The organism is Pseudomonas sp. NMS19W, from assembly GCF_051554255.1.
Classification (GTDB): Bacteria; Pseudomonadota; Gammaproteobacteria; order Pseudomonadales; family Pseudomonadaceae; genus Aquipseudomonas; species Aquipseudomonas kribbensis.
Genome location: NZ_CP136718.1, coordinates 2,533,522 through 2,547,541, shown reverse-complemented (window position 1 = coordinate 2,547,541; position 14,020 = coordinate 2,533,522). Strand labels below are relative to the sequence as shown.

General features: G+C 60.4%; 11 protein-coding genes. 9 read left to right on the top strand and 2 right to left on the bottom strand.

The window, feature by feature from the left end:
• Together R1A29_RS11345 and R1A29_RS11340 are read right to left on the bottom strand one after the other, a co-directional pair.
• On the bottom strand, positions 1 to 402 hold the full coding sequence (locus R1A29_RS11345) for a ParB N-terminal domain-containing protein (protein ID WP_438301513.1): 402 nt from the start codon (positions 400 to 402) through the stop codon (positions 1 to 3).
• A gap of 15 nt (positions 403 to 417) precedes the next feature.
• Positions 418 to 1,305, bottom strand: a complete 888-nt coding sequence (locus tag R1A29_RS11340) for an HpcH/HpaI aldolase/citrate lyase family protein (protein WP_438301512.1) — start codon at positions 1,303 to 1,305, stop codon at positions 418 to 420.
• 609 nt (positions 1,306 to 1,914) lie between these two features.
• Between R1A29_RS11340 and R1A29_RS11335 the strand changes: the two genes are divergently transcribed.
• From R1A29_RS11335 to R1A29_RS11295, 9 genes are all read left to right on the top strand, one after another.
• Positions 1,915 to 3,309 (top strand): Y4yA family PLP-dependent enzyme, encoded by a 1,395-nt coding sequence (locus tag R1A29_RS11335; protein ID WP_438301511.1) that lies wholly within the window; start codon positions 1,915 to 1,917, stop codon positions 3,307 to 3,309.
• Positions 3,310 to 3,323: 14 nt separating this feature from the next.
• Entirely contained in the window at positions 3,324 to 4,367 is a 1,044-nt protein-coding gene (locus tag R1A29_RS11330) for a PLP-dependent cysteine synthase family protein (RefSeq protein ID WP_305836300.1), read from the top strand.
• A gap of 28 nt (positions 4,368 to 4,395) precedes the next feature.
• Positions 4,396 to 5,583 (top strand): NAD/NADP octopine/nopaline dehydrogenase family protein, encoded by a 1,188-nt coding sequence (locus tag R1A29_RS11325; RefSeq protein WP_438301510.1) that lies wholly within the window; start codon positions 4,396 to 4,398, stop codon positions 5,581 to 5,583.
• Positions 5,584 to 5,588: 5 nt separating this feature from the next.
• Positions 5,589 to 7,442 carry an IucA/IucC family protein gene (locus R1A29_RS11320; RefSeq protein WP_438301509.1) on the top strand — a complete coding sequence of 618 codons (1,854 nt, stop codon included), beginning with the start codon at positions 5,589 to 5,591 and terminating at the stop codon, positions 7,440 to 7,442.
• A 13-nt stretch (positions 7,443 to 7,455) separates the two neighbouring features.
• Entirely contained in the window at positions 7,456 to 8,700 is a 1,245-nt protein-coding gene (locus R1A29_RS11315) for an MFS transporter (protein ID WP_438301508.1), read from the top strand.
• Between the two features lie 14 nt (positions 8,701 to 8,714).
• Entirely contained in the window at positions 8,715 to 9,899 is a 1,185-nt protein-coding gene (locus R1A29_RS11310; RefSeq protein WP_438301507.1) for an aminotransferase class V-fold PLP-dependent enzyme, read from the top strand.
• An 84-nt stretch (positions 9,900 to 9,983) separates the two neighbouring features.
• Entirely contained in the window at positions 9,984 to 10,499 is a 516-nt protein-coding gene (locus R1A29_RS11305) for a sigma-70 family RNA polymerase sigma factor (RefSeq protein WP_085708459.1), read from the top strand.
• Positions 10,500 to 11,477: a FecR domain-containing protein gene (locus R1A29_RS11300; RefSeq protein WP_438301506.1), complete on the top strand. Its 978-nt coding sequence runs from the start codon at positions 10,500 to 10,502 to the stop codon at positions 11,475 to 11,477.
• A gap of 93 nt (positions 11,478 to 11,570) precedes the next feature.
• Positions 11,571 to 13,985, top strand: coding sequence for a TonB-dependent siderophore receptor (locus R1A29_RS11295; protein ID WP_438301505.1), 2,415 nt, complete (start codon positions 11,571 to 11,573; stop codon positions 13,983 to 13,985).
• Positions 13,986 to 14,020 lie beyond the last annotated feature (35 nt).

Here is a 14,020-nt window from a genome sequence, read left to right as displayed (position 1 = left end):
TCAGTCGTACAGGCATTGCAGCGGAATGGAGATCACCGGCAGCGCGGGATCGAACGCGTGCCGGGTGGTCTTGTACGGGAACAGTTCGCCGCGCTCGATGGTGGTGAAAATCCGCGCCACCTCGAACGCCTGCCCGGTTTGCCAGTGGCGCACACAGACGCGCGGATCGGCGTAGTCGAGCTGAATGCACGGCACCCGTTTCAACCCCAGCGCCCGCGCTGCGTTGAACCGGTGATTGCCGTCCATCACGATGCCCCGGGAGCACTCGACGATGATCGGTTCCAGCCAGTGGCCGGCCTGGATGATTGCCTCGCGCAGCCGTTGCACGTTGAGCGGATCGACCTGTTCGGATTGCCGCACGTCGCACAGTGGACGCAAGGCAATCTGATAACCATGTCCCATGATTCGGCCCCCGTTTCAGCAGGCATCCGCGTTGGCGACCAGCGCGTACTGGCTGGCCATGTCCCGCAGACGTTGCGCCTGTTCGATGAGCGGCAGATCGACCATTTCGCCGTCGACTTGCACCGCATGACTGCCCCCGGCCACGGCGTTCAGGACCCGGTCCGCCCACGCCAGTTGGCGGGCGTTGGGCAGATACGCTTTCTGCACCGTGGCGATTTGCGCAGGATGGATACACAACTTGGCGCCGAAGCCCAGAGACCGGGCATAACGCGAGTCGCGCTCGACTATCGCCATGTCGCTGATGGCCGGGGTCACACCATCGATCGGCGCCGGCAATCCGGCAACCCGCGACGCCAGCACGATGCGATTGCGGGCGAACAGAAACGCCTCGGGAATCTGGCTGCAGTCGATGTCCAGGGAGAAATCCAGCGAGCCGAATGCCAGCCGCGCCAGGCCGGGAATCGCTGCAATCGCCTCGACCTGATGCAAGCCCTTGGCAGTCTCGATGATGGCGACGATTTGCAGGTCGGGGTTCCATTCCAGCAGGCGCTCAACCACGCGGGACAGGCTCTCGGGGCATTCGGCCTTGGGCAGGAAAATCCCTGCGCAGCGCTCGGGGTAGCGCATGTCGCCGAGCCAGGTCATGTCCTGACGAAACAGCGAACTGCCGACGCTGTTCAGGCGGATGTAACGCTGGCTGGCGGTTTCGGGCGTGCTCTGCTGCCAGGCCCAGATCGATGCCCGGGCCACGGCTTTGCTGTTCGGATGAACGGCATCTTCGAGGTCGAGAATGATCGCGTCCGGCCCGGCCTCGACCGCTTTGGAAAAGCGCTCCGGCCGGTTGCCGGGAACGAACAGGTAGCTGATGGGAAGCGTGGCGTTGGTGCTGTGACGAACAGTCATCGGGACTCTCCTGAGCGTGCTTCAGTCGTGGGTTTTCAAAAAAATTCGAACACCTGTTACAGGGGAAAAACCGGGTTGAATCCGGGTGTCTTGAATCAACCGCCAACACCTTGAATAACAAGGCGTTGAAGGTTTTTAAAATCAACACGCGAGCGATTAATTGAGCATGCGAACAAACGGTTTCGCACTCCCCTGTTGTGTGTGTTCATTCAAAAATATTTGAAAACCTTACTTGATAATCGTTCCTGTTCGCAATATTGTTCGAGCCGCTGACAGGGTCAGGATTCAAATCAAGACCTGAAATTTTGTTCACGGAAAGTTCGGCGCAATGATGTCATTTACATGTCAGGTAATGGCACTTCAAAAGAGACAAGGCCATCAGTCATTGGCCCTCTCCTTGCCTGCCTGAACCTTAAGGAGTGGGGTTCTCATGAAACAGTTTTGTGAAAATTTTATGAAAGAACATGCCCCGTGTTTATTTGCAGAGCGGATCTGTCATCCGCCTCCACCTCTTTAAACACTCGTATCTGACGAGCAGCAAGAACACACGATTCGACAAAGATTAGTTGTCGACCTGCACATGGCGATTATCGACGCCAGAGGTTTTCTATGCCTGAATTAATTGCGCCGCCAACTAAAGAAATAGCAGAAGTTCAATACCCAAAAGTGCTGAAACCGTTAATTGACCCTGTTATCGCCAATCTACTTAAACATTCTCCGGAAAAACTTGTTGAACTCGTTAACCAACACGGGTCCCCACTGAATCTGGTATGGCCACATGCATTTGAGGCCAACGTTCAGGCGCTGCAATCGGTGTTGAAAGGACACGAAGTCGACTACGCGATTTTCTACGGAGCCAAGGCCAACAAGTCGCAGTGCCTGCTTGCTGCGGCATCGGCTTCGGGCATTGGCACCGACGTATCGAGCCTGTTTGAGCTGCAAGCGGCACTGCGCGCCGGAACGCCGGCGGAACATTTGTGTGCGACCGGGCCGGCCAAAACGGCAGCATTTCATCAGGTACTGTTGCAAGGCGGATCGCTGATTTGTGTGGATTCACTGGAAGAGTTCAGCCATCTCAAGGCGCTGCTCGACACTTCGCAACCACCGGCCAAAGCCCGGATTCTGCTGCGTTACAGACCGACAAGTTGCCCGGCGAGCCGCTTCGGAATGGGCGCGGAGGATTTGTTTCAGTGCCTGCAAGTGCTGACCGAACAACGTGAGTCGTTCCACGTCGAAGGGTTCCATTTCCACCTCGGCGGCTACGGCTACGAAACCCGGGTACAGGCTTTCCGTGAAGTCACCGGCTTCATCGATGCGGCAAGGGAAATGGGCCTCGACCCGGTCATGATCGACATCGGTGGAGGCCTGCCGATGCGCTATGTAGACCCGCAGGATTACAACAGTTTTTTGCAGAACGAAAACAACCCGAGTCATTATCAGAACCGCCGAGTTCCCGACTCTTTTTATCCTTATGGCAGCAGTCTGACGGCTTGCCAGTGGCTGGAGTTATTCCTGGAGTCGGATCATTCCTCGGGAAAAACCATTGCCGGTTACTTGAAGAGCCAGAATATAAAACTGGCACTGGAGCCGGGCCGAAGCCTGGTGGATCAAGCAGCCATTTCAGTATTCCGCGTCACCCGAACCAAACAACTGGCCGACAACAAAATTGTGATCTTTGCCGAAGGCAGCAGTTTCAGCGCGTGCGAAACCTGGTTCTCGTCTGAATACCTTGTCGATCCAATTCTTATTACATCAAAAGAATCGAAACCTGTTCCGATGCAAGCCTATATCGCCGGCCATAGTTGCCTGGACGATGATGTGATCACTCACCGCCTGATCAACTTCGACACAACACCACAGACCGGCGACTTATTGATCTACGCCAACACCGCCGGTTATCAGATGGACTTGCTGGAAAACGAATTTCATCGCCACCCGTTGCCGCAGCGACTGATGGCGACATGTTGTACGGAAGGTAACTACGCATTCACACCTGACTATTAAGGGAAGACGTCCAGATGATACTGAATAAAGTTTCGGATCTTATTGGCAATACACCAATGTTGGGCATCGATGTTCCGGATACCAACGCCCGGCTTTTGCTCAAGATAGAGAAGAACAACCCCGGCGGCAGTATTAAAGACCGTATGGCGCGAAACATGGTTTTAGCGGCGCTCAAGTCCGGAAAGTTGAAACCCGGTGGCGTAGTCGTTGAATCATCTTCCGGCAATACCGGCATCGGCCTGGCCATGGCGGCCGTGGAGTTCGATCTGCATTTCATTGCCGTGGTCGATCACCATGCGGCGCAGGACAAGATTGCGGTGATGAAGGCACTCGGTGCCGAGATTCGCTTTGTCGCCGGGACCTATCGGGAAGACGAAGTGGCTGTGGTCGAGCGTCAGCGTCTGGCTGCCGAACTGGCCTCGCAGATCCCCGGTGCGGTGTTCATGAATCAGTCCGACAACGCGGCCAACGCCGGCGGCTACAGCGATTTCGTCCGTGAAACCATTGCTCAGGCCGGTGGCCACATTGGCGCGTATGTCGGTTGCGTCGGCACCGGCGGCTCGATGACCGGCATCGCACGGGGTCTGAAACTGCACAACCCGGACATCGTCACCGTCGCCGTCGAACCGGCCGGTTCCATTGTCTTCGGCCATCCCGGCTATCCGTATTACCAGTCGGGAACCGGCACCCCGGCCGGAGATACCGTTGGCCTTGTGCTCGACTACAGCTGTATCGACCTGGGCCTGCAAGTCACCGATTCCCAGGCCTTCGAAACCGCCCGCTACATCGCGCGCAACCTGGCCCTGCTGGTCGGCGGCTCGACCGGTGGTGCGATCTACAAGGCGCTGGAGCTGATTCACAAAGGCACGTTGACCGGCAACGTCGTGGTGCCGATTGCCGACGGCGGCGAAAAATACCTGCACACCGTGTTCGACGACAAATGGCTGGAAGAACGGGACCTGCTGGACCCTGATGTCGCGCCGCAACTGGATCGCTGGCTGGGCAAGACCCGCTGGCTGGAATCCGACGCCACTCCCCTGCAATTGAGCGTCGCCTGACGCGCCTCCCACACAGGAAAGTCTCTGTATGAAACCGCTGAAAGTCGCCATCTGCGGCGCAGGCCGGACCGGGCATCTGAACGCCATCCTGTTCAAGCAGTTGCCTAACGTTCAGGTCTCGATGCTCACCAACAATCAGGAAGTGGTCGACCGGCACCTCGCCAACCTGCCGATGCAGGCGCTGATGCCGGACGGCTCGACGCTGAGCGCACTGCCGGATCAGGTCAGCACCGACGCCAGCGTTGTGGTGGCCGACGCCGATATCGTGATCATCACCGTACCGGCCCACGCTCGACCACAAACCCTGCAAGCCATCGCGCCGCATTTGAGCGCGAGCAAACCGGTGTACGTCGGCGCGATACCTGGATTCTGCGGCTTCGACTGGCTGGCGGAAGCTTCGCTGGGCGAACGCTCGAACGTAGTGATCTGGGGCATGAAGGATGTGCCACACACGGCGTTCGATCTGAAGCCGGGCGTGTCGGTGAAGATGGGCGGCGGCAAGAGCCAGTTGTATGTCGCTCTGCACGACCGGGAATCAGCGCAATCACGGCACCACCTGGAGGACATCCTCACGACGCTTTATGGCCCCTGCGTGACGATGCTCGACCACTACCTGGAAATCACCCTGACACCGGGCAATCCGATCATGCACAGCTCGGTGATTTACGGGTTGATCGGCCCCTACGGCCAGTGGCATCGCAAGATCTTCCCGCAGCGCATGTGCTGGTGGACCGAGTGCCCCGAGCTGGGCGCCTATTTCCTCGAACGCATGGATCAGGAAAGCCAGGAACTGTGCAGCGTGATCAGCCAGCGCCTGGGCATCGACCTGTCGTCGGTCAAATCCCTCAAGCAGGAAATCGTCGAGGCCTACGGCGAGCAGATCCGCGATCAGAGCAGCATGCTGTCGATCCTGCGCACCAACCAGGCCTACAACGACATCCTCGCGCCGATGATTCCGGCCGACGACAACCGCGCCGGTTACGTGATCGAGCGCGAAAGCCGTGCCTTCAACGAAGACGTCGCCTATGGCCTCGTGCTGCTGGTGGAAATGGCCCGGCGCTTCGAACTGAAAGTCCCCTACATCGAAGAAGTCCTGCAGTGGAGCGTTTCCTATATGCAGGGCCTGCGCGACTCGGCGCTCGACTACTTCCCCGCCACTGGCCGCGCACGGCGTGAGCGGATTCAACATTTCATTAATTTCTCGACGAGCAGATAGCTGATATGGATGACTTCAAGACACTCATCGCCTACTCCCGCAAGAACGCCCTGCGACGGATGATCCGTTGCCTGTTTGCCGAAAACATTCTGGATCGCTCGGGGCTGCGTTTCTCCGAGGCCGGCAACGAAGCCACCTACGCGCTGAAAGACGGCCGCTCCCATGTGTTTTTCTCCGACATCGCCAAGGGTCCGGCCGACACCGTGGTCAATGACGGCGACGTGGTGCTGGTGACCGATGAAGGCGTACGCCAGGTGATTCACACCCATCACGACTTGCTGGATGTGCTGCGCGACAGCTTCGATTTCGAACCGACCGATGAAGGCATCGCCGGGCTCAAGTCGGACATGGAAAACAGCCTGATGAACGACGCTCACGCGCGTCAGCATCGCCAGCAGTGGAACGCACGACTGGCCGCCGCCGCCCGGGAGCAGGGCCTCGACAGCCTGACCGATTACCTGCGCCAGCACGCCAGCACCAAGGACGCCGCGATCCTCCTCGACCAATGGGGCTCACTGGAGGGTCACCCCTACTATCCGACGTGGAAAGCCCGGCCGGGCCTGAGCGACGAAGAAGTCGAGCAACTGTCGCCGGAGTTCAACGCCCAAGTGCCGCTGCGCATTGCCGCGCTGCGGGCCGACATGGCGAAAAGCGAAAGCATGCCTCACGTCACCGACTATCACAGCTGGTTCGCCAGCAACTTCCCGACTCAATGGGAACAATGGAAGGCCTCGCTCAACGACAAGGGCCTGGACGAATCCCAGTGGTTGCCGCTGCCGATTCACTCATGGCATTTGCGGGCTTACGTGCTGAAAAACTTCGCGGCGGAAATCGCAGAAGGCATCCTGATCACCGACGGCCCGGACATCCAGACCCTGCCGACCATGTCGTACCGCACGATGATGCCGGTGCTCAAGGAGAGCGCGCCGCTGATCAAGTTGCCGATTGCCGTGTGGATGACCAGCGAGCTGCGCAGCCTGCAGGCCAAGTCGATCCACATGGGGCCGCGCATCAGCACCGTCATCACGAAAATCCTCGAAGTCGAAAACGGTTTCGAGCAACGCCTGGAAATCTTCCCGGAAGAAATCGGCGTGCGCTACAAGAATGCGATCACCCAGGATGACCACCCCGGCCGGCACCTGTCAGTGGTGTTCCGTGCCAGTCAGCAAGCGTTCGAGCGTAGCGATGAGTGCCTGCCGATCACCGTGGCGTCGCTGTTCACACGACTGCCCGGCAACAGCCGACCGCTGTTCACCGAGTTGATCGAGCGCGACGGTGCTCGGGCCAGTGTCGCCCAAGTTGAAGACTGGTTCCGCCAATACGCCAAAGTGGTCACCCACCCGGTGGTGGCGATCTACCTGATGTATGGCATCGGGCTTGAGGCGCACCAGCAGAACACGATGGTGCTGTTTTCCCCGGATGGCAAAGCACGTAGTCTGCTGATCCGTGATTTCGGCGACGGCAGGACCTACGCTCCATTGCTGGAGGGACGCGGCTACACCCTGCAACCGCATGTGCAGCCGGGCATTCTGCCAACGGTGTTCGAGGGCGATATCGAGCCGGTGCGCATGTTCGTGCTCGACGCGGCGTTCCTCACGCACCTGCATGAAATGGCCCTGTGGCTGACCAAGGAGTACGCGCTGGACAACAACCGGATGTGGGACATTCTGCGTGAAGAGACCGAACTGGCCTTCGCCGCAGTGCGCGAGCGTGTCGCGCCGCAGCTGTGGGAAGTCGAGCGCAAGGCCTTCCTCAATGATCCGTGGCCGACCCGTTCGTTGTTGCGCATGCACATGATGCAGTACTCCAACTACCGGATTCAGCACACGCTGACCAACCCGCTCAATGTCGTTCAATAACCGAGGCTGACCCATGACCCATGCAGGTGCCATCGCGGGTTCGCGCGTAAGAGTCCTGATCTATCTTCTGTTCGCGATCCAGCTCATTTCGATGGGTGCGATGGAAATGAGCGGGCCGTTCTGGCCCGTCCACCTGCGTGGGCTGACCTCGTCAGACTCGCTCTTCAGCTTCGCCAGCATCGCCGTGTACGTCGGGCCGATGCTGGGCATTATTCTGACCAGTGCATTCTGGGGCCGTATCGGCGACCGCTACGGCCACAAGTTGATGATGATCCGCGCCCTCGCCGGCCTGTCATTGACCCAGCTTGGGCTGGCCCTGTGCAGCGACATCTGGGTGATCCTGATCCTGCGCTTCCTGCAAGGCGCCTTTGCCGGCTATATCGCGCCGGCCCAGGCTTATGGCGTGAGCATCGAAGCGCCTTCGCGGCGGGCGCGGCTGTTCGCGATCCTGCAGATTTCCACCAACGTCGGCTCGTTGCTTGGCGCAGTGGTTGGCGGGTTGATCCTCGATTACGCGACGTTCTTCTGGATCAACATGAGCGCGGCGGTGTTGTGCGCGATCTGCACCGTGGTCGCGGCCGTCACGCTGCCGGACGTGCCGCCGGTGAAGAAGGCCCCGGTTGCGGATACAGCGACGCCAAGCAGTCACAGTGGCAGCGTCTGGCAAGGCACGCCGCTGCTGTCGCTGCTGGGTGTCATGGGCATTTTGCTGCTGGCGCGGATGCTGCCGCAGACGTCGTTCTCGCTGTATGTCAGCTCGGTGTTCGAGGTCAGCAATTCAGTGGTCGGGCTGTGTTATGGCTTGCTGGCGCTGGGCTTCATTTTGTCGGCAACGGCGTGGTCGCGTTATTTCGAACACCGCAGTCAGCAGGACACTCTGCAACGCATCACCTATGTCGTGATCGGCTGCATTGCGCTCACGGCACTGGCCGGCATCACGCGTAATCCGATCGTGTTCGTCGGCGCCTACTTCATCTGGGGCGTATTGCTGGGCGCCACCACGCCGGTATTGATGGCGCTGATTTCCAAAACCGCCGACAGCTCGCGCCAAGGCTACGTGCTGGGCATTGCCCAAAGCACAGCGCAATTTGCGTCCATCGCCGGCATCTCGGCAGGTGGCCTGCTCAGCCAGGTCTATGGTTTGCAGTACACCTACCTGTTTGTCTGCCTCGCCTACGTCCTCGCGCTGATTCCCATCGTTGCGTTGCGCTATCGGCCCATGGTCATGCAACCGAGCCAGATCCCGCCGGGCGACTGATCAAGGAGTTTGCTTTGAACATTGAACAACTGCGCGCCGACACACCGGGTGTCGGGCAACTGATTCACTTCAACAATGCCGGTGCGGCGCTGATGCCTGACCCGGTGATCGAGGTGATGACCCGTCATCTGCAACTTGAAGCCCGGATCGGCGGTTACGAGGCCGCCGGGCAGCAATCCGTTGAAGTTGAAAATGTTTACGACGCCATCGGCCAACTGATCAACGCCCGTTCCGACGAGATTGCGGTGATCGAGAATGCGACCCGCGCCTGGGACATGGCTTTCTATTCATTGCCGCTGCGGCCCGGCGATGTGGTGCTGACGTCGACCACCGAATACGCCGGCAACTACATTCCCTACCTGCAACTCAAGCAACAGCGCGGGATCGAGATCAGGGTCATTCCCAACGATGAACAGGGTCAGGTGTCATTGCCGGCGCTGCGGGACATGCTTGGCGATGACCGGGTTGCCCTGGTGTCGCTGCCGGTGATTGCCACCAACGGCGGCCCGGTGCAGCCCATCGAACAGATCGGTGCCCTCGCCCGCGCGGCCGGGGTTCTGTTTCTGCTGGATGCCTGTCAGGGCGTCGGGCAGATGCCGATCGATGTGCAGAAAATCGGCTGCCATATGCTCGCTGCCACCAGCCGCAAATACCTTCGTGGCCCTCGGGGCATGGGGTTTCTCTATGTCGAAAAAGCCTTGTGCGAAAACCTCGAACCGGCGTTTCTCGACCTGCACGCGGCTTCATTGCTGACCCCGGACACCTTCAAAATTCGCGGCGATGCCCGACGCTTCGAAAACTGGGAATGCAACGTTGCCGCGAAACTGGGCATGGGCACGGCGGCCCGTTACGCCCTGGCGCAAGGCATCGAGCCCATGTGGCAACGCATTCAACGATTGTCGGCGCACCTGCGCAATCGTCTGGCTGACGTACCGGGGGTTACACCGCAAGACATGGGTTCCATCAAGTCGGGCATCGTCACCTTCACCTGCCAGAACGCCAGCGCGGCGCACGTCAAGGAGTGGCTGGCCGGCCAGGAAAAACGCATCAACGTCACCACCTCTACCTTCCGCTCGACGATGCTCGACATGCAGCAACGAGACCTGCTGGAAGTCAGCCGCGCATCGCTGCACGCCTACAACACCGAGGCCGAAATCGATGCCATGGTGGACGCGTTGATGAGAATGCCCCGCAGCTGAAAACGGATGCTGATTCGCGCTTGCGTCACGGGCTCTTTGTACACTAGCATTGGGAATACTTCTCAATTGCAAAACACTGCAGCCATGAGCGAAACCCTTCCCGCGAACAACGACAACCATCTGCGCGTGATCGAAGCGCTGTACAGCGGCCATCACGGCTGGCTGTACAACACGCTGAAGAAAAAACTGGGTAACGCCATGGATGCGGCGGATCTGGCGCAGGATACCTTCACCCGGATCCTCGCCTCCCAGGTCACGGCCATCGAGCAACCCCGGGCTTACCTGAGCTGCGTGGCCAAGGGCATTCTGATCAACTGGTATCAACGCAAGGCACTGGAACGCGCCTACCTCGATGCCCTCGCGCATCTGCCGGCGCCGGAAGTGCCCTCGCCCGAGCTGCGTTTCGTGGTGCTGGAAACCCTGCACGAAATCGACGCCATGCTCGATACCCTCCCGCCACTGGTCAAACGCGCATTCCTGCTGTCGCAGATCGGCGGTTTGAAATACGCCGACATCGCCGAGCAGCTGGACGTCTCGCTGATCACCGTCAAGCGCTACATGAAACAGGCTTTCGTGCAGTGCCTGATGCTGGTGGAATGAATGCTCACGCGTCGCAGTGAACCGCCGCTCGATCCGAAAATCCTCGAAGAAGCCGCCGAGTGGCTGATGCGCCTGAGCGAAAACGACCTCAGTGAAACCGAGCGTGCGGAATGGGAATACTGGAAAGTCAGCAGCCCCGAGCGCAATCGGGCGTGGGCCCGCGCCCAATTGCTGCAAAGCAAGTTTGGCGGCCTGCCACCGGCGCTGGCAATGTCGGCGCTGGATCGCCCGAGCAACCCGGAGCGCCGCGCAGCCCTCGGCAAACTGGCCTTGCTGCTGGCAGCGGTGCCCGCCGGTTGGGGCGGCTGGAAACTGGCGCAATCGCAGCAATGGTCCGCCGATTACCACACTGCCGTGGGCCAGCGCCGCGAATTGACCCTGGCCGACGGCTCGCAGATCACCTTGAACACCGACACGGCCATCGACGTCCTGTTCGACACCCGTCAGCGCCTGATCAATCTGCGCGAAGGCGAAATCCTGGTGCAGACCGCACCGGACAACGCCGCGCAACCTCGACCCTTTCTGGTCAGCACCCGTCAGGGCCGGATGCAGGCGCTGGGCACGCGCTTCACCGTGCGTGAATGGCAGCCACGCACCCAACTCGCGGTACTCGAAGGCGCCGTGCAGGTCGAACTGGCCGACAGCCCTCAGCGCACGCCGATCATCGTCAACGCTGGCCAGCGCACCGACTTTTCATCGCAGGCCTTCGGCTCACTGAACCCGACCGACCGCAACGTCGGTGCCTGGACCCAAGGCATGCTGATGGCCGACAAGATGCGCCTGGCGGATTTCGTCGTCGAACTGGCGCGCTATCGCCGAGGTTTCGTGCGCTGTGATCCGGCCATTGCCGACTTGCGCATTTCCGGGGCCTATCCCATCACGGACACCCAACGTTCGCTGAACATGCTGGCGCAAACCTATCCCGTGCACGTTTCAGGGCACTTGAGCGGTTACTGGGTGACGCTCTCACCCGCCTGAGCAAAAAAATCACCGCGCGGGTGATACTTTTTTTGTTCTCGGCTGGCAATGAAAGGAACAACCATTCCACCTCGTCCATAGGGTCATCCCTTCATGCTCGTTGCACGACCCTTGCTTCCGGATCGTCTGCTAAAGCCCGTTATACGCAGTGTGTTGCTCAGCGTCGTGCTGGGCCTGGCTGGCGGTGCGTTCGCGCTGGCTGCCGAACCGGCGCAACTGGACGCGGTCACCGTTCGAGCCTACAACATCGCCCCGGGGCCGCTTGGCGCGACCCTGTCGAGTTTTGCCGTGGACGCCGGGATCGCCCTGTCGTTTCAGCCGTCGATCACCGAAGGGCTGGTCAGCCCGGGCCTGTCCGGCAACTACTCGATACAGGAGGCCGTGACCCGGCTGCTGGAAGGCAGCGGTCTGGAAATGGTCGCCCGCAGCGACGGCACCTGGACGCTGGTGGTGCGCCGGGTCACCTTGCCGGACACCACGGTCGAAGGCACCGAAAAACGCACCGACAGCTTGCCATCGGTGCTGCAGGGTGGCCAGATCGCTCGTGGCGGGCGCCTCGGCATACTCGGCAACCGAGACGCGATGGACGCCCCGTTCAGCGTCAGCAGCTACACCTCGACGCTGATCAAGGACCAACAGGCCGTCACGGTCGGTGACTTGCTCGAACGCGACTCTTCGGTGCGCTCCACGGGACAGGCCGGCGGCATTGTCGATTCGTTTTTCATTCGCGGTTTTCCAGTCGGCGAAGGCAACCTCGGTGAACTGGCGTTCGACGGCGTGTACGGCGTGGCCTCCAACTACCGGGTGTTCACCGAATACGCCGAACGCATCGAACTGGTCAAAGGCCCCGCCGCCCTGATCTACGGCATGTCGCCCAACAGTGGCGTCGGCGGCGTGATCAACGTGGTGCCCAAACGTTCGCTGGACGAAGACCTGACCCGACTCACCACCAGTTACGCCTTGAACACCCAGCTTGGCGGCCATCTCGATATCAGTCGCCGCTTCGGTGAAGAACGGCGGTTTGGAGTGAGGATCAACGGCAGCATCCAGCAAGGCGAAACCGCCATCGAAAAGCAGTCACGGGAGGTCGGTATCGGCGCGATTTCCCTCGACTATCAGGGCGAGCGCCTGCGCACTACCCTGGACCTGATCAACCAGAAAGAATCATTCGACGCCGCTTCCCGACCATTCCTGATCGCCCCCGGCGTGGACATTCCGTCGGCAGCCAACGGGCGTACCAGCGTCAGCCAGGAATGGGGCTGGTCGGATACCCGGGACAAATCGGCGTTGCTCGGTGGCGAATACGACCTCAACGACAACCTGACGCTGTTCGCCCACGCCGGTGGCGGTCGATCGGACGTCGCGCGCATGTCCGACCAGACGCCGACCATCGTCAACGCAGCGGGCGACACCTCGTCTATCCCCGGCTATTACAAATTCGAAGTCCAGCGCTACACCGTCGATGCCGGGGCACGCCTGCGTTTCGACACCGGGCCGGTCAGCCACAGCATGGCCCTGCAAGTCACCCGTTATCGCGATGAGCTGGCGCGGGGCATCATTTCCGGCCCGGCGATCCTGTCCAACATCTACCACCCGATCGACCGCCCGAAGCCTGCAATCGCCAAACCCGATACACCTAAAGTCTCGCAAAGCGAACTGTCGGGCGTGGCCCTTGCCGACACCCTGTCGGTACTCGACGAGCGCGTGCAAGTCACGGCCGGATTGCGCCAGCAGAACATCAAGTCGGACAACTACAACGCGGCCGGCTTCGTCACCACCTCCTACGACAAGAGCAGATCCACGCCGCTGTACGGGGTTGTGGTCAAACCCTGGGATCACGTCGCGTTCTACTACAACTACGTCGAGGGCCTGAGCAAGGGTGACATTGCGCCTTCCGCCGCTTCGAATGCCGGCGAGATCTTTTCTCCCTACGTTTCCCGGCAGCAGGAGCTTGGGGTCAAGCTCGACTACGGCAGCTTCATGTCCACCCTGGCCCTGTTCCAGTTACAGAAACCCAGCGGTGAACTGGCCTCGGGCGTGTTCTCGGTCCAGGGCGAGCAACGCAACCGCGGGGTGGAGCTGAACATGGCGGGCGAAGTCTCCCCTGGCACTCGCCTGCTCGGTGGCGTGACGCTGCTCGACGGAGAGCTGACCCGAACCAGCGTTGCCGCCAATCGCGGCAACAAGCCCGTGGGGGTGCCAGAGGTGCAGGCCAACCTCTGGGCCGAGTGGGACGTCCCGAAAGTCGAAGGCCTGACGCTGACCAGCGGCGCCATCTACACCGGCAGCCAGTACGTCGATCAGGCCAACACGCAGAAACTGGATGACTGGACCCGCTTCGACGTCGGTGCGCGCTACGCCACGCGCATCGCCGAACGGCCGACCACGTTCCGGGCCACGGTGCAGAACGTGTTCGACCGCGAATACTGGTCGGGCGTCGCCTCTTACGGCGCGTTCTCCCAGGGCGCGCCTCGGACCTTGTTGCTCTCGGCCACTGTCGATTTCTGAAACGTCCGGCCCGGTGCGGCGCCTGGCGTCGTGGT